This window comes from Acidiplasma sp. (assembly GCF_038728925.1).
GTDB lineage: Archaea > Thermoplasmatota > Thermoplasmata > Thermoplasmatales > Thermoplasmataceae > Acidiplasma > Acidiplasma aeolicum.
On record NZ_JAVYSZ010000016.1, the window covers coordinates 13,006 to 36,351 of the forward strand.

Annotated in this window: 31 protein-coding genes and 1 tRNA gene; 14 read left to right on the forward strand and 18 right to left on the reverse strand. The window is 32.5% G+C overall.

Features of this window, described 5'->3' with window-relative positions:
- Positions 1-8 precede the first annotated feature (8 nt).
- The gene (gene amrS, locus QXW15_RS06505; protein ID WP_048102490.1) at positions 9-1,034 is read left to right on the forward strand and encodes an AmmeMemoRadiSam system radical SAM enzyme; all 1,026 of its coding nucleotides are present in this window, start codon (positions 9-11) and stop codon (positions 1,032-1,034) included.
- On the opposite strand, the gene QXW15_RS06510 is transcribed toward amrS, so the two are convergent.
- From QXW15_RS06510 to QXW15_RS06520, 3 genes are read right to left on the reverse strand one after another with little or no spacing between them, the layout of a single operon-like run.
- A complete protein-coding gene (locus QXW15_RS06510; protein WP_054963931.1) occupies positions 1,020-1,262 on the reverse strand; it encodes a hypothetical protein in 243 nt (80 codons plus the stop codon). The genes amrS and QXW15_RS06510 overlap by 15 nt on opposite strands.
- Entirely contained in the window at positions 1,259-1,507 is a 249-nt protein-coding gene (locus tag QXW15_RS06515; protein WP_048102493.1) for a hypothetical protein, read from the reverse strand. The genes QXW15_RS06510 and QXW15_RS06515 overlap by 4 nt, the downstream gene beginning before the upstream one ends.
- 19 nt (positions 1,508-1,526) lie before the next feature.
- Positions 1,527-2,078 (reverse strand): hypothetical protein, encoded by a 552-nt coding sequence (locus QXW15_RS06520; RefSeq protein ID WP_048102494.1) that lies wholly within the window; start codon positions 2,076-2,078, stop codon positions 1,527-1,529.
- Positions 2,079-2,156: 78 nt separating this feature from the next.
- On the opposite strand from QXW15_RS06520, the gene QXW15_RS06525 reads away from it, so the two are divergent.
- Both QXW15_RS06525 and QXW15_RS06530 read left to right on the forward strand, forming a co-directional pair.
- A complete protein-coding gene (locus QXW15_RS06525) occupies positions 2,157-2,660 on the forward strand; it encodes a hypothetical protein (RefSeq protein WP_054963930.1) in 504 nt (167 codons plus the stop codon).
- 30 nt (positions 2,661-2,690) lie between these two features.
- Positions 2,691-3,098, forward strand: coding sequence for an HIT family protein (locus QXW15_RS06530; protein ID WP_048102497.1), 408 nt, complete (start codon positions 2,691-2,693; stop codon positions 3,096-3,098).
- A 29-nt stretch (positions 3,099-3,127) separates the two neighbouring features.
- Here QXW15_RS06530 and QXW15_RS06535 read toward each other — a convergent pair whose 3' ends face one another.
- Positions 3,128-3,367 (reverse strand): nucleotide-binding protein, encoded by a 240-nt coding sequence (locus tag QXW15_RS06535; RefSeq protein WP_048102499.1) that lies wholly within the window; start codon positions 3,365-3,367, stop codon positions 3,128-3,130.
- Positions 3,368-3,519: 152 nt separating this feature from the next.
- Here QXW15_RS06535 and QXW15_RS06540 point away from each other — a divergent pair, with 152 nt between their 5' ends.
- The 3 genes from QXW15_RS06540 (at position 3,520) to QXW15_RS06550 (ending at position 4,795) form a co-directional block, all read left to right on the forward strand.
- The gene (locus tag QXW15_RS06540; RefSeq protein WP_048102500.1) at positions 3,520-3,813 is read left to right on the forward strand and encodes a winged helix-turn-helix domain-containing protein; all 294 of its coding nucleotides are present in this window, start codon (positions 3,520-3,522) and stop codon (positions 3,811-3,813) included.
- Between the two features lie 70 nt (positions 3,814-3,883).
- On the forward strand, positions 3,884-4,450 hold the full coding sequence (locus tag QXW15_RS06545) for a hypothetical protein (protein ID WP_156150354.1): 567 nt from the start codon (positions 3,884-3,886) through the stop codon (positions 4,448-4,450).
- A 60-nt stretch (positions 4,451-4,510) separates the two neighbouring features.
- A complete protein-coding gene (locus tag QXW15_RS06550; RefSeq protein ID WP_048102501.1) occupies positions 4,511-4,795 on the forward strand; it encodes a hypothetical protein in 285 nt (94 codons plus the stop codon).
- Here QXW15_RS06550 and QXW15_RS06555 read toward each other — a convergent pair whose 3' ends face one another.
- Complete coding sequence (locus QXW15_RS06555; RefSeq protein WP_055032501.1) at positions 4,796-6,283, reverse strand: glycosyltransferase family 2 protein; 1,488 nt, start codon at positions 6,281-6,283, stop codon at positions 4,796-4,798.
- A gap of 4 nt (positions 6,284-6,287) precedes the next feature.
- Positions 6,288-6,440, reverse strand: a complete 153-nt coding sequence (locus QXW15_RS06560; protein ID WP_156150355.1) for a hypothetical protein — start codon at positions 6,438-6,440, stop codon at positions 6,288-6,290.
- Between QXW15_RS06560 and QXW15_RS06565 the strand changes: the two genes are divergently transcribed.
- Positions 6,430-6,630: a hypothetical protein gene (locus QXW15_RS06565; RefSeq protein ID WP_054964040.1), complete on the forward strand. Its 201-nt coding sequence runs from the start codon at positions 6,430-6,432 to the stop codon at positions 6,628-6,630. The genes QXW15_RS06560 and QXW15_RS06565 overlap by 11 nt on opposite strands.
- Here QXW15_RS06565 and QXW15_RS06570 read toward each other — a convergent pair.
- The 3 genes from QXW15_RS06570 to QXW15_RS06580 form a co-directional block, all read right to left on the reverse strand.
- Positions 6,614-7,966 (reverse strand): transposase, encoded by a 1,353-nt coding sequence (locus QXW15_RS06570; RefSeq protein WP_342790196.1) that lies wholly within the window; start codon positions 7,964-7,966, stop codon positions 6,614-6,616. The two genes, QXW15_RS06565 and QXW15_RS06570, sit on opposite strands and share 17 nt — an antisense overlap.
- A complete protein-coding gene (locus tag QXW15_RS06575; protein ID WP_156150273.1) occupies positions 7,938-8,072 on the reverse strand; it encodes an antitoxin VapB family protein in 135 nt (44 codons plus the stop codon). Before QXW15_RS06575 ends, QXW15_RS06570 begins: the two co-directional genes overlap by 29 nt.
- A gap of 64 nt (positions 8,073-8,136) precedes the next feature.
- Complete coding sequence (locus tag QXW15_RS06580; protein WP_048101013.1) at positions 8,137-8,730, reverse strand: hypothetical protein; 594 nt, start codon at positions 8,728-8,730, stop codon at positions 8,137-8,139.
- A 203-nt stretch (positions 8,731-8,933) separates the two neighbouring features.
- On the opposite strand from QXW15_RS06580, the gene QXW15_RS06585 reads away from it, so the two are divergent.
- The 3 genes from QXW15_RS06585 to QXW15_RS06595 are packed head-to-tail and all read left to right on the forward strand — an operon-like array spanning position 8,934 to position 11,820.
- On the forward strand, positions 8,934-9,902 hold the full coding sequence (locus QXW15_RS06585) for a GTPase (protein WP_048101014.1): 969 nt from the start codon (positions 8,934-8,936) through the stop codon (positions 9,900-9,902).
- Positions 9,886-11,529 carry a glutamate--tRNA ligase gene (locus QXW15_RS06590; RefSeq protein WP_231563394.1) on the forward strand — a complete coding sequence of 548 codons (1,644 nt, stop codon included), beginning with the start codon at positions 9,886-9,888 and terminating at the stop codon, positions 11,527-11,529. The genes QXW15_RS06585 and QXW15_RS06590 overlap by 17 nt, the downstream gene beginning before the upstream one ends.
- A 51-nt stretch (positions 11,530-11,580) precedes the next feature.
- On the forward strand, positions 11,581-11,820 hold the full coding sequence (locus QXW15_RS06595; RefSeq protein WP_048101346.1) for a hypothetical protein: 240 nt from the start codon (positions 11,581-11,583) through the stop codon (positions 11,818-11,820).
- Here QXW15_RS06595 and QXW15_RS06600 read toward each other — a convergent pair whose 3' ends face one another.
- The 3 genes from QXW15_RS06600 to gck form a co-directional block, all read right to left on the reverse strand.
- Positions 11,821-12,510, reverse strand: a complete 690-nt coding sequence (locus tag QXW15_RS06600; protein ID WP_048101016.1) for a hypothetical protein — start codon at positions 12,508-12,510, stop codon at positions 11,821-11,823. It abuts the gene before it with no gap.
- Positions 12,511-12,600: 90 nt separating this feature from the next.
- On the reverse strand, positions 12,601-12,759 hold the full coding sequence (locus QXW15_RS06605) for a hypothetical protein (RefSeq protein WP_169749782.1): 159 nt from the start codon (positions 12,757-12,759) through the stop codon (positions 12,601-12,603).
- 30 nt (positions 12,760-12,789) lie between these two features.
- On the reverse strand, positions 12,790-14,058 hold the full coding sequence (gene gck, locus QXW15_RS06610; protein WP_055032540.1) for a glycerate 2-kinase: 1,269 nt from the start codon (positions 14,056-14,058) through the stop codon (positions 12,790-12,792).
- Positions 14,059-14,225: 167 nt separating this feature from the next.
- Here gck and QXW15_RS06615 point away from each other — a divergent pair, with 167 nt between their 5' ends.
- Positions 14,226-15,740, forward strand: a complete 1,515-nt coding sequence (locus QXW15_RS06615) for an APC family permease (protein ID WP_236689076.1) — start codon at positions 14,226-14,228, stop codon at positions 15,738-15,740.
- Here the strand turns inward: QXW15_RS06615 and QXW15_RS06620 are convergent.
- From QXW15_RS06620 to cysS, 3 genes are read right to left on the reverse strand one after another with little or no spacing between them, the layout of a single operon-like run.
- Positions 15,735-16,898, reverse strand: coding sequence for a nicotinate phosphoribosyltransferase (locus QXW15_RS06620; protein WP_054964198.1), 1,164 nt, complete (start codon positions 16,896-16,898; stop codon positions 15,735-15,737). The two genes, QXW15_RS06615 and QXW15_RS06620, sit on opposite strands and share 6 nt — an antisense overlap.
- Positions 16,891-17,430 (reverse strand): cysteine hydrolase family protein, encoded by a 540-nt coding sequence (locus QXW15_RS06625; RefSeq protein ID WP_054964197.1) that lies wholly within the window; start codon positions 17,428-17,430, stop codon positions 16,891-16,893. Before QXW15_RS06625 ends, QXW15_RS06620 begins: the two co-directional genes overlap by 8 nt.
- 24 nt (positions 17,431-17,454) lie before the next feature.
- Positions 17,455-18,825, reverse strand: coding sequence for a cysteine--tRNA ligase (cysS, locus tag QXW15_RS06630; protein ID WP_054964196.1), 1,371 nt, complete (start codon positions 18,823-18,825; stop codon positions 17,455-17,457).
- Between the two features lie 75 nt (positions 18,826-18,900).
- Between cysS and QXW15_RS06635 the strand changes: the two genes are divergently transcribed.
- Positions 18,901-18,973 (forward strand) — tRNA-Pro (locus QXW15_RS06635).
- A gap of 543 nt (positions 18,974-19,516) precedes the next feature.
- Complete coding sequence (locus tag QXW15_RS06640) at positions 19,517-19,663, forward strand: hypothetical protein (protein WP_156318702.1); 147 nt, start codon at positions 19,517-19,519, stop codon at positions 19,661-19,663.
- Between the two features lie 290 nt (positions 19,664-19,953).
- Here the strand turns inward: QXW15_RS06640 and QXW15_RS06645 are convergent, their stop codons facing one another.
- The 3 genes from QXW15_RS06645 to QXW15_RS06655 all read right to left on the reverse strand — a co-directional run bounded on the left by QXW15_RS06645 (position 19,954) and on the right by QXW15_RS06655 (position 22,294).
- Positions 19,954-21,048 carry a DegT/DnrJ/EryC1/StrS aminotransferase family protein gene (locus QXW15_RS06645; protein ID WP_055032381.1) on the reverse strand — a complete coding sequence of 365 codons (1,095 nt, stop codon included), beginning with the start codon at positions 21,046-21,048 and terminating at the stop codon, positions 19,954-19,956.
- Positions 21,038-21,454 (reverse strand): FdtA/QdtA family cupin domain-containing protein, encoded by a 417-nt coding sequence (locus QXW15_RS06650; RefSeq protein WP_055032382.1) that lies wholly within the window; start codon positions 21,452-21,454, stop codon positions 21,038-21,040. Before QXW15_RS06650 ends, QXW15_RS06645 begins: the two co-directional genes overlap by 11 nt.
- Before the next feature lie 114 nt (positions 21,455-21,568).
- A complete protein-coding gene (locus QXW15_RS06655) occupies positions 21,569-22,294 on the reverse strand; it encodes a sugar phosphate nucleotidyltransferase (RefSeq protein ID WP_055040943.1) in 726 nt (241 codons plus the stop codon).
- 71 nt (positions 22,295-22,365) lie between these two features.
- Here QXW15_RS06655 and rfbB point away from each other — a divergent pair.
- The coding region (rfbB, locus tag QXW15_RS06660; protein ID WP_342790200.1) for a dTDP-glucose 4,6-dehydratase at positions 22,366-23,346 on the forward strand (981 nt) is incomplete at its 3' end.

Consider the following 23,346-nt stretch of genomic DNA (forward strand, 5'->3'; position numbering starts at 1 on the left):
ATAAATGTATGGAAGTTTCACTTTACAAAAATATTGATGATAAAATCATGTGCACAGCCTGCCTAAGGTACTGCAGATTATCAGATGGACAGACAGGCTACTGCGGTGTCAGGACAAATGTTAATGGTCATCTGAATTTAAGTGTGTATAATATGCCATACAGCTTTAACATTGATCCGATAGAGAAAAAACCGGTGCTGCACATGTATCCAGGTGCGGATATACTATCATTTGGCACAACAGGATGCAATTTCGGCTGCCTTTACTGCCAGAATTACGATATGAGCCAGAGAAGAAAGGCTGATGGCGTTTATTACACACCGGAGGATGTTGTTAACCTTGCCATGGAATATAACACTGATGGCATAGCATACACATACAATGAGCCCACCATATTTATGGAGTATGCCAGGGACATAGGATTAATTGCCAGAAGGCATGGATTAATCAACATTTTTGTTACAAACGGTTATGAAACAGATGAATCGATGAAAATGGCATCGGAATTTCTGGATGCCATGACTGTTGACTTTAAGGGCAATGGAAATAAATATTTTTATAATAAATACATCTCGGTTCCATCCGCTGAGGGAATTTTTAATACAATAAAAAATGCGGTTAATTATGGAATACATACAGAAATAACCGATTTAATAATTCCTGATATTGGCGATAGCCTTGATGATGCAAGAAAAATGCTGGAAAAAATTATGAACATTGCAGGGCCCTATATACCTGTAAGCTTTCTAAGGTACCATCCAGATTATAAGTTAAACATACCAGAAACGCCATTAAATACATTAATTGCACATCATGATCTGGCAGTGTCAATGGGCTTTAAATATGTTTACCTCGGCAATGTACATGAGGTAAATTATGAGAACACATACTGCCCGGTTTGCCATAGCCTGCTCATATCAAGAAGGGGCTTTTATTCACGGGTAACCGGCCTTGATTCAAATGGAAGGTGCAAAAATTGTGGATACATAACCGGAATAAAATTATTAAGAAACAAAAAATTAATTAAAGGATAATTTGCTTTTATAAGCATATGGCACATTTAATTCTATTATGTGCTTTTTTGATTTGAGCCTGTCCTTTATATATTCGTCAAGAAACTGCCGGCTTATGTAATAAACCATCAAAAAATCAATTCTTACCTCATTATCGTCCATGGATTCTATTTTATGGAACATATAATCACAGGATAAAGGTGCTATAAGATATCTTGATATTTCATGCCTTATCATTATGTATATCATTTCCGTGGACCCTCATCTATGGAATAAAACCTTTTGATCTTACCATTCTGATCTATTATGTCCCTGTACTTTATTTTACCCTCCCAGATAAGCCTTGCAAGGTCTATGTGCAATGTGAAATAATCATCGAGGCTTATATTCATTGATTTAAGGATCTCATCTGCAGTATACTCCATATTTCTGTTTTTTGTTAAAAAGTTATAAATCTCTGATTTAAGGTCAAAGCCAGTATTTTTATTTTCCATATTATCACAATGAATTATTTTATGTGTATTTATACTTTATATTCTTTAATGATTCCTCAAGGTCAATAAAATTAATCCTGGTGTTTTTTATAACATCACCGGTAATTGTAACATATCTCTGATTTTTCCACATTTCAAATCTTGATTCACCCTCAAATTTTCTGTTAACAAACCATTTGGGAATATCGCCTTTAATTATCCCACGTATGCCCGTACCGCTTGGAGATTTTTCAAAATATGTGTCCCATTTTAATATATTCTGGGCCCATTCCATGATATTTTTATTATCTATGACATGGTCAAGGTCAAGACCGATGTAATCATTCGTTAATACGAATCCAATGCCAAAATGGTTTTTCCGTGCACTGTCCAAAACTGTATCAAAATCAGACCATGTGCCTTTATCGTCCACCGATGCAAATTTCCCATCGGGCTTAATCGGCGGCTTTGTGATCTTCCCCTTTATTTCTATAATCCTCCAGTTAACCCAGTGGTCAATGCTTTTTAATTCCTCCGGTATATTTTCAGGAAATATCCTTGTGTAATATTCCTTATTAATGTTTAATGCCACAATAATATATTTTTATGTATTTATTAAATCTTTAGTTTTAATTCTCAAAAATTTTATAGATTAAAATAATAATCATCAATGGATGATAATATAATAAAAAATGCATGGCTGCTTCCAATTTCTGAAAATGGAGTTTACAATATGCATTTTCTGGATAATTTATACCTGCAGAGAATTTATTCTGGAAAGTATGTATCAGAGAAATTAAGGTTTAAGCTTGAGGATAGATTTATAGAATCTTTAAATGATCCGGGTGCGATTTTGCCAACTGAAACAGAGGACAATTACCAGAATTTCATGAAAAATCTTAATGAATTGATATCGGGTGCCAGCAATGCACCTCTTAGTAATAATTATGATATGCATATAGATTATAATAATATAAAATCTGTGGAATTTTATTCAGGTGATGATCAGAATCTTGGTTATATAAATATCATATGTGATAATTCATACAAATTCCTTTTAATGCACGAGAATATTAATAGGCATGCCGGCCTTGATGGCGAAAGCGCAAAAAATATTATTAATATATTAGAATCGAAAATAAAAAATGGGATAAAAATAATAAACAAACAGTAATATTTTTCTTTTTAAATATAATAATATATCATGGATTTTTCTGTTGATAATGATAAAATATTATTTAAAGACGAATATTCATTTGCATTTCTCGATATAAGGCCTGTTTTTAAGGGCCACGTGCTTCTCGTGCCATTAAATTTTTATAAAAATATCTTTGAAATTCCACCAGATGTTCTCTCGATAATATCCAAAAATGTAAAGCTTATATCAACAGCGGTAAAAAATGCAATTAAATGCGATGGCATTTTAATTATAAACAACAATATTGTGAGCCAGAGTGTTGATAGGTTCCATATTCATATTATACCTAGAAATCGTGGTGATGGCCTCCGTGGATTTATGTGGCCCAGGCAGAAATATCAAAATGATGATGAATATAATTATTATATGAATATAATTAAAATCGAAATAAAAAATGCCTTAAAAAATCCCTAAATTTATTTTTAAAAAATTATATTTGTTGATCAAAGGAAGTGGTGCTTTTTCTCCTTTTGATTGCCAAATTGATCTGGCTGCGGCTCATAAAAATCAATTCTGCCACACTGGGGGCACCGGTAAAGTGTAAAGGTCTGTGTGGTCTCTGCAAGGTCATTCCAGCCACCGAGAAACATTCCCCCTATACCTGTAAATCCACCAACCCTAAAATTCATATTCCCTATCTCATCCATATCAACCTTACAATTAGGACAGCTTTTTGATGACATATTAATTAATTTTATATTATTATTTAAATTTTTGTTCGCATTGCATTAAAGATACTCATAAGGAAAAATATAAAAAATTTTAGTTGCAAAATATAAAGTGTTAATCCAATACTTAGAGATAAATTTAATATGAAAATTTTAATAATAAGCCAATGGATTTTTCTGATGAATACCGAAAAATCCTCTGGTGGCTTCTAATAGCCACAAGGGGTGGCGAAAAAAGAATAGAAATCATAAAAATTTTGAGGAAAAATCCAGAGAACCTCTATAAATTAAGCGAGGACCTTAATGTAAATTATAGAACTGCAGAGCACCATGTAAAGGTTTTGCTTAATAATAACATAATAAAAAGGATGGGAAATGGCTATGGCTCTGTTTATTTTTTATCAGATTACTATGATAAACATTTTGATATAATAGAGGAAATAATTAAAAATTATAAATAATTGGCATATAATTTGCATATAACTTTGAAATAAAGGTATATATAGATATTTTATAAATTTAATGATAACCATGAACTGGAAGGTAATTGGTGTAATATTTATAGTCCTAACCGTGATTTTTGCAGGCGTTTTGATAGCCGTAATGTACACGGATGGTTCAACAATAGCACATGATAACAAGGAGATTAAGAATTTATCAACAACAGAGGTTGATAGCATGGCAATGAACCACTGGAATCAGATAGCAATTGAAAACCAGTCATTAATAATGAAGCAGTATGCAAGCAATGCAACATTATACTGGATTGGAGGCCCATTAAATGGTGTATACCATGGATATTCAAGCATTAACACAACATGGGGCAAATTCTTTGGAATGTGGAGTGCAGTTTGGTTCTATGCGTCAACCAATACTACAAATAATCCGGTAATTACCGTGCATGGAAATTATGTAAATGTAACCTCCAATTTCCTGCAGTTTGTATTATTAAACAACACAGGTGTGCCATTCTACATAAATACAACATACTCGCTGGAATATGAAAACATGAGCCCGCATTCAACAACACCCCACTTTGAAATAATAAGCGAAACATTTAAAATAATAGGAAAGGGTGGATTAAAAGAGATTGAATGAAAAATTTTATTATCTATTTTTTTATTTTATAAGTATAATATAATTTATGGTGAACAAAAGATGGAATTATTATGGATATCCAATATAGGGCTAATTTCGGCTGAATTTATACTGTTCCTTTCTATATTCTTGGTTTTTCTCAGGTCATATAAACAAACCGGTGCCAAAATATATTCACAGATTATAATAATTTCATTAATATTTATGGTTCAGAGTGTAACAACCATATATGTTTACTTCATGTTCTCAAGATTCCTCGGATATGAGGTATCACTTCCGCTTTTAATAATTAACATATTCGGAATAATAGCAATAATTCTTCTCTTTAGATTTATGAAGCAGTAATTATTTGTTATAATAAAATATTGTTAAGCCCAGAATTGTGAAATATATTAAAAAAATTCCATTAAAAACATACTGTATTAGGCCTGTAAATATATATCTGTATAATGAATAAAATGTCCCTGATAATGTTAAAAATATCATTAAAATATTTGGCCAGATTCCTTTTATGGGTATTTTTGTCGAATCCCCCTTTGGGGTTACCTTAAATGATGTCCTTTTTCCTATTAGTGCATAAAACGCTGATTTAACAAACACAGGGCTTGTTATAAATGTCAGTGAAATATTTCTTAAAACGGGAACAATCGATTTATTAATGCTGTATACTGTTATGGAAAATGCAAAGAATTCAAATATTATATAAAATCCAAGAATAAAGATGTATATTTTTGGCGTAATAATTGATACAATGTTAAAAAATATGAATAACAGGGGAAATAAGAGCATAATAATGTTCACGGTACCAACAAAATACCATGATGTGGTCACAAGATATCCAATTTTCTGCCTTATTGTTAATTTTTTTCTTCTAAATAGAAGTTTTAGAACCCTGAAAAATATGGCCATGGAACCCTGTGACCACCTTGACTGCTGAATAAAATAAGAGTTTAACGTTTCCGGTGCCTCACCAGATGCAAGTGGCCGGTTATAATAAATGGTCTTGTAACCTGCCTCATGTATTTTAATTGACGTTGCCAGGTCTTCGGTTACATTCTGTTCATCAAATCCGCCAACTTTTTTAATTATGCTCGTTCTGTACAGTACATTTGAACCGCATGAAAACATGCTATCCTCAAGGCTTTTTCCCTGCGTTATAAAATTGTAAAAAACCTCCTGTATGTCGTTTGCACCCTTTGCAACATGGGTATTATTATTCACATACCTCTGTGGGACCTGTATCAATGCTATTTTATCGTCCTCCTCCATAATTGGAAGTATTTCTGTTAAAAATTCAGGCAGTGGGTTCTGATCAGCATCAAAAACAGCAAAATACCTTGTGTTTATTGTTTTTAGCGCATCGTTTAATGCCCCTGCCTTGTAACCCCTGCGGTTTTCCCTGTGCACATAAATGAAATTATATTTTTTTGCAAGGTTCATAATTGCAGCCTGCTTATTCCTATCGGTTGAATCATCGAGTATATACGGTATGCCATTCCCCCTGCGGCACATCAGTTTTACATTCAACATTGTGTTTTCCAGAACATCTGGGGATTCATTAAATGTTGCTATAAATACAGAGGTCTGGAACGGAAAATACCTGCTGAAATAATATGTTACAGTTTTCTCATATTTTGTTGATGCCGTAACATAATAATACAAATATGAAAGTGAATGCATTATAAAAAATCCGTTGATTAATATTAAAATAATGCTAAGAATTCTTTCAATTAGTGTTTTATCAAATAATATTAAGGAATATATTAAAAAGTATAAATAAAGAAGTATGGCTATTAATGAAAAAAAGGCAAGGATATATGGCCTTATCTTCATGTACTCACTTTAATTCGAGCCTGCCATCCGGGGTTATGTTGAATTCAAAGATCCTTTTTGAATTATCCCTCAGGCTAAATTTTTTGATTATAAAAACGTTTTTTATTAGATTAACATCGATTACGGTGCCTATTTCGGCTATGCCGATGAAAAACATATCCTCGATTGGATTTGAATTTATAATGTTAATGAATTTTGTTGCAACTATAACGCAGTCAAGGTTTCTTAATTCATTAAACAGGTATCTTATGCTTTCCTCGTTTGAATTTATTTCCAGTGGTTCTATTGAGTCTATTACAAGCCTTTTTATATTATATTTTGTGAGCTACCTCATGCCAAGGCAATGAGGCTTCCTGATTCATCGACCACACTTATCCTTACATACGGGCTTATATTAATCCCTTCAGGGACAGAGGTGAAGGTCTCCACAGGCGTAAATTCCCTATGCTCCACAGGTACATTTATATTTAAATTAAGTTCATTAAAATATCTTTTTAATTTATTATATTTATTTCTTAATAGTTCATTTATTTTTATAATTCCATAATATAGATCATTTAATGTTGAATTATAATCCCTATTAATTATAAAACCACAATTAGGGCATTTATATATTCTATCATTTAAATTTATATTGTATTTATTATGGCATTTGGAGCATTCCTTGGTTGTTGGTAAGAACCTGTCCAGTAATATAAATGTTGAGGCCTTATGTTTAAGTGCCTCCTTAATTCCACCCATATTGGTGGATTCTGTTCTCTTGCCAAAGAGATGCTTCCATGAATTAATATTATCATCCTGTGTTATTACTATATCATAGTTTGATGATAGATAATGGACTATTTTATTTACTGTATCCTTTCTTTTATTAGCGTTTTTTGTCTGCTCTATATTGAGTCTATTCTTCAGCTTATAATAGTTATTAGAGTTTTTAACCTTTTTAGATAATCTTTTCTGAATTCTTTTTTCTCTTTTGGATTTTGGTATGCCATAATTTATTATTAAACCATTGGACAATGTTAATTGATTTTTAATTCCCAAATCAACTGATACCATTTTTTGTTTATTTATAGGTTTGTCTAAAATGTACTTATTTTTATATGCTGTTATGTAAATATAATAATCATTGTTTTTATTTATTAACAATGCATTTGCCGGTTCCAATATATTTAAATTATATAATCCATTTACCTTTAATTTCTGCTTTATTCCCTGTATTTTAATATAATTGTTGTTTATTATTTTATATGTATTGTTATACTGTTTCAATGGTATTGATGTTATATATTTTTTAAATTTTAATTTCCCTGTTTTATATCCCCTTTCCTTTAATTTTGATAATCCTTTAATATTATCCATGGTTCTATCAATAATTTCTTCCTTAATCTGTGATGATAAATATTTTAAATCCCTTATTTCATAATGGTCCTTTACATACACTGGTACTTTATTTACCTTATAATCCATATTAAAAATATCATTGTTAAATTCCTTATTTATAATATAATTGTATAACCATTTAGCCTCCAAAAATATTCTCCTTAATATCCTTAATGTGCTGGTATTTAGCTTATCACTGTCGAGCTTTGCTTTTATAATTACTGCTGATTGAGATTTTCTTTTAATTTTGGTTTTATTTAACGAATCTTTTATTTTATTCTTCCTTGCTTCTATCATGTTCATTTATTAATTTTACTATAACATCATTATAGCTTTCCCTCGGGTTATTTTTTAATTTGTTTAATTTTTCTCTTGTTTCATCATGTATTATTATATTTACAAACCCCATATTTATGTATATGTGTATTTAACATATAAATATTTAGTTCTAAAAATGTTTCAAAAAATATTATTTATTGAATATTTGTATTTAAATTCCAAAAATTCATAATAAACTCAGTGGCTTTCTTTCTGGTATATTGATTTGTAATATTAAAAATTGCAATTTTCTTTGATGGATACTCCCTTTTGATTGGATTCGTCATTTCAATTGTATCCTTTAAATTTGCATTTTCATAGATATCAACCATATATTCAAAATCTTTCTGAATCGAAATATTGAAAATATGCTGGTGATAAGATGACTTCAATACTTTTTTCATTTCATGCACAAGATTGCTCTCATCAAGAATTTTTTTAAATGAATATGTAGCCTCGACAACAGCATTATTTTTATCAGATAATGAGTATGAATCATAATCTGACCATGAATCACCTGGCTGGTTAAGCTTTCCGCAGGCACCACAGACATATGAATATCCAATAATGCCCATATCAATTTTGTCTATACTATTCTCAACCGGAGTATTTGTTTCCTTATTATACGGAATTGCATAGAATTTATCATAGCCACAGTATTTGCATTTGACACCAAACCTTTTTCCGGAATAGAGTAAATATCCTGAATTAACCAGCCTTTCTATAATCGCGTGAATATCCTCATTCATGTATGTGTCCTCGGTGACACAGAAAAACATTATCAATAAATTTTGCACTTAGATCCCCGTATTTCAGGTCATACAGGAATGCGTCATCAATATTCATGGCGTTTAATCGTATAAAAATATTTAAAATTAATTTAAGAAATCTTTTATAAAATGCAATGCAATAAAAAATGAAAAGGATATTAAGGTCAATGACATAATGCAATGTGTTTGAATATATACCAACAGTGTTAAGATCGCAGGAGATTATTGACAAATCATTCAAAAAGGCATCGAATATAGTTGAGCCCTACTTTCCGAAAAAGGAGGATAAGGTTCGAAAGGAGGTAATTGACAGAATATCAACAATAGAGAGCATATCAACAGGCCATTTTGATAAATTAATAAAAAAATTTCCAACGATTGAGGCTGTTCATCCGTTTTATTACAGCCTGATAGACCTCATGTTTGATGTTAATAAATATAAGTTAAGCCTTGGCAAGGTGCAGTGGACATCAGAAAAAATCAAGGATTTAAGCACATTTTATATAAAAAAATTAAAATATGCAAGGACAATTGATGATATAAATTCCATAATGAAGAGCTATTACGGGAGGTACTCATCACTTGTTAATAATATAGGAAATGACCTTTTATTTTTGGGTGAATGCCGCAATTACTTAAAAAGGCTGCCCGGCATTATCATGAACATACCAACATTCATTCTTGCAGGAATGCCAAATACAGGAAAGAGTTCCTTATTGCATGAGATAACAGGCAGCAATCCAGAAATAGCAGAGTATCCATTTACAACAAGGGATATCCTGATAGCCTACAGGCATTTTAATAACAGGAGGGCGCAGTTCATAGACACCCCTGGAATACTTGACCGCACCATGGACAAAAGGAATGATATTGAAAAGAAATCCATTATAGCACTCTCAAAGATAGATGGAATTATATTATTCCTCATGGACTATTCAGGAACAACAAAATATACTGTGGATGAACAGGAAGAATTGTACAGCGAAATAAAAAATTCATTTAGCAATAAAATATACAGGATACAGACAAAAATAGATATAAGTCAGAGGGTTGAGGATATAGCTGTAAGCACTAAAATACCCGATGGGATCAAACCATTAATGGAAATTATAGAATCAGAGGTGAATGGCTATTATGGATCAGGAAATTAGAAGGCAGGCAATTAAAAATGCGTATCTTCATGATGGCAGGGCTGATGTTTCATCCGTTGTGAGCAAGCTAATATCAGAGAATCCTGAGATTAAAAAGAACATAAAGAATTTAATACCTGATGTTAAAAAAATGGTTGATGAGATTAATTCACTGGGAAGGGAAAAAATCGATGAGATTGTTGCAAATGAATACCCTGAATTCCTGATTAAGGAAAAAAGGGAGGAAAAACACGAACTGCCCGAATTGAGGAATGTCCACGGAAGGGTTGTAATGCGTATGGCCCCATCGCCATCAGGTCCCCTGCATATTGGGCATTCAAGGATGGCAATACTCAATGATGAGTATGTAAAACGGTACGGTGGTGAATTAATATTAAGAATAGAGGATACGAATCCGGACAACATTGACCCAGATGCATACCAGTTAATACCGGAGGATTTGAAGTGGCTTGGCGTGAATGTTACAAAAAGTGTGATACAATCATCAAGGATGGAGATATATTACAGGTATGCTAGGGATATGATAAAATCCGGGCATCTGTATGTCATAGAAAGGGATCAAAAATATTTCCATGACATGAAGATGAAATCACTGGCTGTTCCAGAAAGAAATGCATCACCAGAGGAAAATGAGGAGAAATTTGACAGGCTTTTAAATAACTATTATGATGAGGGCCAGGCCGCTGTTGTGATGAAGACCGATCTGAACCATCCAAATGAATCCATAAGGGACTGGATTGCATTCAGAATAAACAAAACACCGCATCCATTAACCGGTGATAGATACGTTTTATACCCGACCATGAATTTTTCAGTATCAATCGACGACCACCTCCTTGGGTTAACACATGTAATAAGGGGAATAGACCATCTGGTAAATACTGAAAAGCAGAGGTATGTATTCAGGGCAAATAACTGGAAGGAGCCAGAATACTACCATTACGGGTTTATCAAAATACCAGATTCCGTATTAAAGACAAGCACAATAAAGGAGGGAATAAGGACAGGAAGGTACACAGGCTGGGATGATGTACGCCTTGGAACATTAATGGCTTTAAGAAAGAGGGGATACAGCCCGGAGACATTCAGAAGGTACTGGATAATGTCCGGCATGAGGGAGAGCAATGCCGTTTTCTCATGGGATATCTTTGATTCCATAGACCGCGAGATCATAGATTATAAATCAATGAGGTTCTTCTTTGTGAATAATCCTGTTAAAATCAATCTTGAAAATAATATTGATCTTAAAAGCCATGTTCCATATCACCCTGAGAGGCCCGATCTTGGCTTCAGGGAGTATGATTTTCATGTTAATTCTGATATTTACATCGATGAAAATGATTTAAACAGCATTGATGAGGGAGAGTACATAAGATTAAAGGACCTGTGCATGGCCAGAAAGGCCGGCGGTAAAATTTCATATGTCCCGGACGATGGCCGCAGGAAATTAAGGGTAATACACTGGTGCCCGGTAAATTCCATTGATTTTAAGGTTTACAGGCCGGATGGCACTGTTGATTCTGGAAAGCTTGAACCGCTTGCAGAATCATTGAACGGCGTTGCACAGATGGAACGCTACGGTTACATAAATAAATCAGGATGCACCGGCTATTATCTTCACAGATAATTTATTTTTAAACTTTGAAAAACAATAAGTGCCATGATGAAATATACATATATGAGAACCGATGATCAGACCGGCGTTGTATGCGGCGGTGATCCCGAAAATTATTTAAAAGCCTATTTTAAGGGTCTTTATTTTGACCTTGATGACGGCGAGGAGATACAGATAAAGGCATTGAGAGAAAAATTCCCCATGGGCGAGGCGGCAATAAAAACCCTGGCAGAAAATGCAGGGCTTAAAATGTATAAATATAAGGATAATGGTGATATAATATACATTTACCTTAAAAAATAATCATAATTTATACCGGTAATTATTATAAAGCCCTGATATATCAAACAAAAATTTATGGATATCACCGCCCTGCACAATGCCAAGGCACCTCCTTGAGTTATATTTTATATTAAAAATCTTTATTTTATTATATTTCATCTGGGTTGCCACCGGCTCATCGCCAAATGATATATCCTCCATAAAAATTTTTGTTTCCTTATATATCCTTGCTTTTATTAAAAAATTTATATTCTTTGGAACAAGGAAATCAATAAAACGATTGTCATCATCATAATTTAAAACAAAATTTAATTTGTCCTCAATGTGAAGTGCCGCCGCAAGTATGTATTTTATTGAAAATGTATTGAATATATTTACATCTATATAATTATTCCCTGATGAGTATAAAAAATTTGATAATTTTTTGTCGGCAATGAATATGTATGCCATATTATGCCTGATCTCTATTCTATGCATGCTTATTCCGTTTAATCCACGTGATGTTACAAGCGCGCTGGATATATAATCAACGCTGTTGTGATCATCGTGTATTACCGGTATTTTTTTTACACCATTATAATTATGCCTGAAATGGATTCTTGCCATTTCGGGTTTTTTATTAATATTTTTTATTGATTTTATTTTATTGACATAGTATTTAACATCATGGTCGAATATATTATATACAATATTCCATTGATTTGAATTCAAGTATATCAGGTGGTTATCATGGGATTCCTAAAATATTTTTTTGATGCCCACCATAAATGATAAATTTAATTCAAAAAATTAAATCAATATTTAAGAAAATTCCTCCTGGAGCTCCATTATTACCTGATTTATGACGTCCTCCATGGTTAATCCGTTATATTCCCTTAAACCACCCATATCGGTCCTGAGCCTGGCGGTGTATCCATCCTCATTCTTTTCAAATTCGATGTTGCACAAAAGTTCCTCCATAACAATCAAATCTAAAATTATAAGTAATATTTAAAAATTGTTAAATTTATTATAATAACCAAGAATAATATCAGAAACATTATTTCCGGTCCTGCCGGTCATAATAATATTCCCTGGTTTAAGTGCGTTGTAGCTGTCATTGTTTTTAAGGTAATCATCAATGTTTTCTATTTTTGTAAAATTATCTACAATTCCACCCGCAGCAGGGCTCAGGCCATCAATGCCATCCGTGCCAATGCTCAAAAACAGGAACTGCTCATCGTTATTGTATAACTTAAGCATTTTCATGCATAATTCCTCGTTTCTTCCCCCGATGCCGTTACCCTTTACATTCACCGTGGTCTCTCCACCGCATACAAACCAGAAGCCTGATCTTTTTACTGAATAAATGTTTCTTAATATATTTATTAAATAATTAGAAACGTCATTGACATCGCCGTTTATGTTGCTTCCCAGTGAGACAGAATTTGAGTCCAGATTTTTATATAAATAATCAACAAAATCCTTATTTTTTAATATAATAATGTTCTCAATCCTTTCATAATATTTCATATCAAGGCTATTCTTCCTGTAATTTTTATTAATAAAATCCCTCAGCCCTGGATTTTTAACGTATTTTTCAGAAATTTTTTGCACATCATCTGAATAATCCTCCCTGACAAGCGGGCCTGATGCAATAATGCCCAGGTCATCGTAAAAAACATCAGATATAATATAGGATTTAACATGTGCCGGATACAGATATGAGGCAAGCTTGCCGCCCTTTACAGATGAAAGTCCGAGCCTGATTATGTTCAGGTCATATATATTACCACCGGAGTTCATGATCTCTTTTGATATCTCCATTATATCATCAACGCTGACATTATCCTCGGGTATTTCAAATAACGATGAACCGCCGCCAGAGATTAAAACTATGACCAGGTCATCCTCATTTAAATTTTTTAATGGCCTTAAGAGTTCAATTGATGAATTTACAGAGGTATTGCTAACATATGGGTGTGTGCCCCTGTAAATTCTGAGCTCGGTGAAATTATGGCCAATGACCTCATCCTCGGGTACTATTATTCCGGCGTATCTTAGTTTGTTAATAATTTTTGGCCTTATCCCGGAATACATCCTGAACGATGCCTTGCCGAATCCTATTAAATATACATTTTTATACATGTTTATGTTAACATTAAAAACATTATTTATTGCATTCTCTGGTGTTAATGTCTGAAGCATATCATCAATAAGTTTTACAGCAAATTTCCTTCTATCATTGAATGATATATCGTTAATATTATTTACTGCCATAAATTTGTAATAATATAATGTGTTTTAAACTTTCCATGGGTTTTATTTTATGCCATTTTTCTTAATAATGTAAAATTATAATACAAATAAAATAATGCAAATAATTCAGGATTTATATTCACTGATAAATGATAAAATTCAAATACGAATCATATATTAAGTATTACGTGACAGAAGAAAAAAATATTTCTCACGTTAAGGAAGGTTATAGGCATTTAAAATTTAATCAGCTGACCCTGAGGCATGCTGTTTCCCAGGCAATTGGCCTGAACGCGCCCGGTGGCACAATTGTCCTTTATGTTGCGGGAACCGCCGCATTGCTGACCTTTACATTTTCTGGATACCCGGATGGTTCATTCTCAATTCCATTGATTTTATTCATGGCACTGATTGTTTACTCAATGATGAGCTATTCATCATATGAATTTTCAAAATATCTATCAAGCTCGGGCGGTTACTACACATTTGTTGCAAATGGCCTTGGGAGGTCATTTGGATTGACAACGGCACTGTCATATATAAGCTACCAGATACTGAGCTTTACAGGATTTGGAATCCTTGGCTTTGTGGGCTTTGCCTACGCAATTCTGCCCAGCCTTGGCATAACAATACCATACATCAATGTTTTGTGGATTCCGGTAAGTGTTATTTTTATTTTGTTTGTCAGCGTTTTAATATACAAGGGGATTAAGCCATCATTAAGGTATGTTTCATATGCAATATTTATAGAGGTTTTATTCTTCATCGGAACATCAATATATTTAATACTATCACATGCATCCTCGGTAACATTCACACCATTCACGGCAATACCCGTGGGCGGCAATTTTATCATACTTGCGGCGATGATGGTTTATGCCATCGGAACCTTTGTGGGCGTTGGCGGTTCAATACCAATTGCAGAGGAGACCAAAAACCCTAAGAGGAATGTGCCGTTATCAATTATATTAAGCATACTTGTGCTGGGTGTAACAATCATACTTGCATCGTACTCAGAGGTAATATCATGGGGATTCTCAAATATGGTTAATTTTGGAACAGGATCGGGCATAGGGGCATACCCTGTTCTATCAATTTATAAAAATGATTTTGGCGCATTCAGCTCAATACCGTTTATTATATTATTAATAATTGTAATAAATTCATTTTTCACAGCAACAGTATCGCTCGGAACAAATGCAACTAGGGTTTTATTCTCATTATCAAGGGAGCATGTCATACCTGAAAGGCTGTCAAGGACAAACACCAGGGGCGTTCCGGTATATGCCGTGATATTCATTACTGTGCTGGCGCTTGCAATTGTTTTATCCACGGGCCTTGCCTTTGAATACATTTATCCTGGAAGGCCAATAGACGCGCTTCTATATGCATCTGTATTCCTGTTAATACTTGAGTCTCCAATTACATACATAGTTCATATTTTAACAAACACATCATTATATTTCTTCCTGAAGAAGAATAATCAGAAAACACACATTGTAAGGCACATAATAATACCCGGAATATCAAGCATAACATTAATAGCTGCAATAGCCGCCGCAGTTTACTTTGATTTAAGCGCACCATACATATACGGTGTTTACGGTTCATTATTATGGGTTATTGCCATATTTGCAATTGTAATAATAATGTACACAAAATACAGGAAAAATCTTGACAACCTTGGAGATTTTTCATTATAAATTCATAAATTTATTTATCTGGTTTAAAGACCTTTCCCTTATTTTATTTATATCCTCCATTATATTAATTTTTCCCGATGATATGTACCTTACGAGTATATTCCTCATGGTACCCCCGCATGAGCACGGCATCTCATTGATTTGATTGTCTACAACCCTTGTGCTACCGCAGGCATCGCACCTTAAAACGTTTTTTATGCCGGAGAATTTCCCGCGCTTTGTTATATTATTTCCTTCGATGTTAACTATGTCCATGCCAAAATCAACGGTTTTGGCCGATGCAATTGATGTTCCTATGCCGAATGCGGATACACCGGCATTTTTTAATGGAATAACATCATCAAGGGATATTCCTCCTGATACCATGATTTTTACATTTTTATGGTTCCTTAAATCGAGCTCCCACCTTATTTCCCTTATGATATTTATAAAATTGCCGCGCCTTGACGATGGCGTATCAAGCCTTATATAATCTATATCGGGAAATTCATCCGCAGCCTTTATGGCGGCGAATTTTTCATCCATGAATGTGTCTATTAAAAAAACCCTGAACCTAGAGTTATCATGCTGGGTTTTCCATGCAAGGTCATCGCCAAGTATTAATGACAGTGCGTGTGGCATTGTTCCGGATGGTGTGATCCCCAATATTTTTCCGCTTATAACTCCAGATACGCCAGAGGCGCCACCGATGTATGCAGATCTGTCAATCATTGGCGCTATTGCCGGATGCATCCTGCGTATTCCGAATGATATAAATGGCGTATCACCAAGCATCTTTTTAATTAATGATGAGTATGATGATATGCCCGATGCCTGGCATATAAATCCAAGTATGGGGGTTTCGTATTCTGCAAAATCAAGGTAATGCCCGGTTATCCTTATAAATGGAACGGGAACACCCGCATCGTCCCTGTTCCTTATCACTGTTCCCTCCGGTATTGCGTATAAATCTATGTTCTTATTTTCCAGCAATGATATAACATCATTGAGGCCCGTGAAGTTTATATAATCATACTCTGCCGATGGGGCTGTAACCTCCATGGTGACCACAGGGTTTTTATCCAGTTTTTTTAAATATTCCTTTGTGTAATCAAAGTACACATCGGTGACATCGCCATTCAGTATTTCATCCTCACCGGCCATAACGAATTTACTCATTTTTAATAACCCCTTTAAATTCCTCTGAATCTATTGAGTTATACCCATAGTTTATTTTAATTTTTTTAAGGGCATCCTCATGGTTATTTTCATCTATTGATGCACAGAGATCTGATACAACTGTTACATCATAATTTCTGTAGAATGCGCCTGAGGCGGTGTGCATAACGCATATATCAGTGCTGATTCCAAATAAATAAAGCTTTTTTGCATTTAAAAATCTTAATAATGAATCAAGGTCCGTGTCATGGAATGCATCGTAATGCCTTTTATTAACAATAAAATCAGGGTATTTTTTTAATTTTTCATATATTTCAGACGCTGGTGTGTTCATTAATGCATGCTCTCCCCAGACACGGAATTCTGGATCATTCTTAATATGGAAGTCTCGGGCGAAAACAACTGGCATTTTATTATATTTTAATACATCAGCAGCACGGTTCGCAGCATTCAATGAGTTTTTATTGCCGAATTTTCCGGTGACGAAATCATTGATCATATCGACTATTAATATCACATTATTCTGTTCCATGATAAAAAATATATTATTTCATTATTAATCTTTTGCATACCATATTGTCTTATCGCCGTTGTCCTCAATATATATTCCAGCATCCTGAAGGCTCTTTCTTATTAAATCAGATAAATCATAGAATTTATTTTTCCTCAATTCATTTCTGATCAATATCAATGAATCTATAATATCTGTGTTTATTTTTTTAGAACCATATAATATGTCAAGGAAACTGTTTAAATAATCCAGGATTTTCAGTGCCTTCTGCGCCGTATTATATGATATATTTTCATAATTTTTATTTAAAACGCCCACGAATTCAAGAAGCTCCGTTATGAGCCTTCTCGTGTCAAAATTATTCTCCATTATGTTATTGAATGAATTAATGTATGCATCGTAGTTTATGTCAAATGAACCGTTATCTGAATTTATTGATTTTAATTTATTGTATATTGTATTGATTTTATCAACGCTCTCCCTTGACTGGTTCATTAATTCAAGTGAGTACTCAATTGATGTGTTGTAATTCGAATTAATCAGTGCAAACCTTAAAACCTCGGGTGAATAATCCTTGAGTATGTCCTTAATTTTTATGTAATTCTTCAATGACTTTGACATTTTTTCCTTGTTTACGTTGACCATGCCCGTGTGTATCCAGTACCTTGCAAGGTACTTCCTGTTGCTTATTGACCTCATCTGGGCAATCTCGGCCTCATGGTGTGGGAATATTAAATCTGACCCGCCACCATGGATATCGTACTCATATCCAAAAAATGTTTCGGTTATTGCTGTATCCTCTATGTGCCATCCCGGCCTGCCCTTACCCCAAGGGGATTCCCAGTATGGTTCCCCGGGCTTCATCTTCTTCCACAGTGCAAAATCCTCAGGATGTTTTTTATCCTCGTTGATTACCCCGCGTGCATTCTCAATGATCTCATTTAGATTTTGATTTGATAATTTTCCATAATCCTTAAATTTGCGCACATTAAAATAAACACCGTCTGATGTTTCATATGCATATCCCTTATTTATCATTCTGCGTATCTGGCTTATTATCTCCTTTATGTATAATGTTGCCCTTGCATAGTATGTGACGCTGTTTACCCTTAATATGTTCATCAGCCTTAAATATTCATTGTAATAGTACTCGGCTATTTCCCCCGGGCTTTTATTTTCATCTTTTGCCCTCCTTATAATCTTATCATCGATATCAGTAATGTTCTGAAGGTAAAATACGGAATATCCCCTGGCACGTAAAAATTTGACAATTACATCAAAGAAGATGTTTGTCCTGGCATGCCCTATATGGAAATCGTCCTGAACGGTCGGGCCGCAGACAAAGATATTAATCCTGTTTTTATTAATCTCCTTAAAGACCTCATCCCTCTGGCCAAGTGTATTGTGAATTATCATTAAAACAGTAATTTTAATCAAAAGATAAATGTTTACATAAATAAATGTTTTATATTCTTTTACAATAAACCATTAGGGTTTGTGGGGTAGCCTGGTATCCTTCCAGCTTCGGGAGTTGGAAACTCCGGTTCAAATCCGGACAGACCCATTAAAAACTAAGTTATATTTTCATTATAGTTAAAAAATGTATAAAAAAGACCTCTTTTTAATCTAACTTCTCGATTTTATTGCAATAATCAAAGATAAATAAGCATAGATTTAATTATTTTACCAAATAAGGCATTATTCAATAAGCATGTTATAATTTTACATAAATTATTTTTATATGCTTTAAATCGCTTATAATCGCTTTTAAATGGCATCTGATAATCAAGGATTTGACAATGATATATAAAATAAAAAAATAGAAATAACAGGAGAATAAGGAAGACTTATCTCTATTTAATAAAGGCACAAATGGTAAGAGAAAGAACCATTCTACTTTTATGGGAGGTTATATAATTATAAGTCCACGACTAACTAATAGTTATGTACCTATAATATCTTGGAAAAGCATTTGAAAATTAGCAGTGAAAAATTTATTATTGTTTTTATATTTATTATAATATATCAAGCAAATCTAAGGATGCAATAGATGATTCAATAATAAGGAAATTTAAGGTTGTTATGTCTGGATAATATTATATTAAAAATGGATAACGATTCACAGTATATATCCAAGGAATTCAATAATTATTTGAAAACAATGAATATAAAGTGTGGATACATAGAAAAGAAGCACATGAGGAGAATGGTGATATTGAATCATGCCATAATTCAATTAAAACTGATTATATAGTTCAATGAAATTAATAATATAATGCCACATTCACGTTGTATTATTATTTACCATTCACGTTGTATTATTATTTACCCTTACAGTTTTTAGATCAATGAAATAATGATAGCAGTTTCAGGGAATATTATATGGGATTTTTAAAGAATCTTAAGGGTAGCTATAGAAGAAGAAAACACAACTATTATAGGAAGTCTATGCTCAATGCCTCATGAAATAGAAAGATTTTTGTTTAGCAATCATTATCTAAGATCAAGGTCCAGTAATTACAACTCAATTATTTTGATAATTCATTATATATTATTTATAGAGTCGATAACATAGGTAATTTCATCTTCGCTTAGATATGGGTCAATAGGAATGCTTAACTCTGTATTTGCAATTTTATAACTGTTAGGAAATGATTTCTCATTATAATCTAGATATTTCAACGCAGGTTGTAAATATGGCGGCACAGGGTAATGTATTATGGAAGCAATTCCTTTTTTTTGAAGTCCCAATTTTACATGCTCTCTTTGCTCAGAGAATATCGGGAATAGGTACCAATTTGGAGTTGCGTATTCAGCTACTTCTGGCAAAGTTATCTTATCATTATGTATTTCATTTAAATATCTATTAGCAATATATCTGCGCCTTTCATTCCATTTATTAAGATATTTTAATTTTATGTCCAAGAAGCCAGCCTGAATTTCATCCAGCCTAGAGTTATATCCTATTAAATCACTTACATAATTATTCCTCTCTCCATAGTTCCTCAACAGTTTTGAATAATAACTTATATTCTCATTGCTTGTAACGATGCAACCAGCATCACCTATAGCACCCAAATTTTTTGTTGGATAAAAACTGAAGCATTCAGTTTCTGCAAGTGAGCCAACTATTTTTCCTTTGTATTTTGCACCATGTCCCTGAGCAGCATCGGTAACAACATTTAAATTATTTTCATGAGCTATCTCATTGATAATATCCATATCCGGAGTCTGATAATATAAATGTACGGGCATAATTACACGTGTTTTCTCAGTAATTTTATTTGGTATCAAATTGGCATCTATCTGTAGTGTCTTTATGTCTGCATCTACCGGTACAGGAACATAACCAGCTCTGATAATTGCAATAAATGTAGCAATATAAGTATTTGCAGGAACTATTACTTCTATTCCTCTCTCTAAATTTAGTGATTTTAATGCTATGGTTAGAGCATCCAAGCCTGAGGCTACCCCAATGCAATATTTTGCCCCTACAAAATTAGAAAAATCCTTTTCAAATTCTTGTACTTTTTTACCAAGAATATAGTATCCAGAAGCCATTGTATCATAATAACTTTTATCCAACTCTGGTTTTAAATCGTCATAAAGCCTTTTGAAATTTTGAAAATTAACTATCATTTGAAATCAACTCCATAAATTTATTTTTATCCCTAATATATTCACTTTCATTATATTCTCCATTAGCTAAAACCAAATATAAGCATTCATTAGTTAAGCTTTTAATATTAATCCATACTAATGGGCTAATAACTATTCCTTCATATTCTTTTAATAATAAAAAACCATTATTTATACTTGTATGATATTCTATTTCTAACAAACCCTCAATATCATATAAAATCTGAGTTTGTTTATAATGGGCATGACCACCGCGAATAACATTTTTATTTAATGTTTTTATATAATAAACTCTTTTAATTTTAAAATTATCTATTGGAATATTATCTGTTATAACTGTTAATATACCTCTTTCATCTATGTGTGGTGCAGAAAAATATTTAATTAGATTTTCTTTATCTTCCATCTGCGAGTAGTATTTATTTATAATATAAATAAATATCTATTTATTAAACAAGGGTAAACCAGATATTTTGCATTATTTATATTTAATAATACTTATTATTATTATTTTATATTTTTAATAAGAATACTTATCAGTAGCTTTAAATTTTCTTTCCATTTCGTTTGCCTTAAATAAAGATTCTATGGTTCCAGCATCTATCCAATCATTATCTATAATTTTATATTCTATATCATCATTGTCCAGAAAATACTTATTCACATCTGTAATTTCCAATTCATTTCTTTTTGACGGCTTTACATTATTAATTATATCAAAAACATTACTTTTATATTGATATAAACCTATTATTGCAAGATTTGATTTTGGTTGTTTGGGTTTCTCAACTATTTTTGTAATTATGCCATTTTTAACATAGGCAATTCCAAATCTTTCAGGATCTTCAACCTTTTTCAAAAATATTCTACAGCTTTTATTTAATGGTTCTTTTAACTCTTTTATATCTCCAAAAATTATATTATCCCCAAGAATAACTGTAACATCATCATTATTTACAAAATCTTTGGCCTTGCTTAAGGCATCAGCAATACCCTTGGCACTTTCCTGCAGTGCATAAGTAAACCTAACACCAAAATCACTACCGCTTCCAAGAAGCAAAAGAAAATCTGTCGTCCTTCTTTTGTCAGTAACCACTAATATAGAGTCGATATCTGCACATTTTAAAGTATTAATCGGAAAATATATCATTGGTTTATCATATACTGGCAATAGATGTTTATTTGTTACCTTTGTCAGATCCTTTAACCTTGTACCTGTACCACCAGCCAATATTATTCCTTTCATTAAAAATGTGATTTATTATCTTTACTTTAAGTTTTGCAAATTATTTTATAATTCCATTTAATATTAGAACCATGCAAAAAAATATTCTTGTTACCGGTGGATATGGCTTTATAGGTTCTAATTTTGTGAATTATTTATTGAAAAATTATGATTATAATATAAAGGTATTTGATAAATTAACCTATGCATCAAATCTAAATAATATCAAAAATGATAATATAGAATTTATTAAAGGGGATTTATTTAATAAAATAGATATAGAAAAAGCATTGAAGGATGTGGATATTATAGTAAACTTCGCTGCAGAATCGCATGTAGACAGATCAATAGTTGATGCCCATGATTTTTTAAATTCCAATATTTATGGTGTATATAATATACTAGATTATATGAAGGAAAACAGGAATATTGAAAAATTTATACATATTTCAACAGATGAAGTATATGGAAACGCATTAAATAAAAAATTCGATGAAAATTCATGCTTGAACCCAAATAATCCTTACAGTGCAACAAAGGCATCGGCGGATTTATTAATACTGGCATATTTCAAAACTTATGGAATACCAATTTCTATTACTAGAAGCTCTAATAATTACGGTCCTTATCAGCATCCAGAAAAATTAATACCTAAAACTATAATATATGCATTATTAGACAAAAAAATACCAATTTACGGAAATGGGAAAAATAGACGTGACTGGTTATATGTTGATGATAATGTAAAAGGTATAATAAAAGTTATGGCAAGAGGTAAAAACGGAGAAATATATAATATTGGTTCGGAGATTGAATTAGAAAATATTGAAATAGTCAAAAAAATATTACACATAATGAATAAACCCGAGTCATTGATAAAATGTGTTAACGATAGACCTGGTAATGATTTAAGATACTCATTAGATTCATCAAAATTAAATGCATTGGGTTTTAAACCAGAAGTTGATATAAATGAGGGACTTAATAAAACAATAGATTGGTATAAAAACAATAAAAGCTGGTGGGAAAATTATCTTAATAATATAGATTTATATAATAAATTTATTAATTAT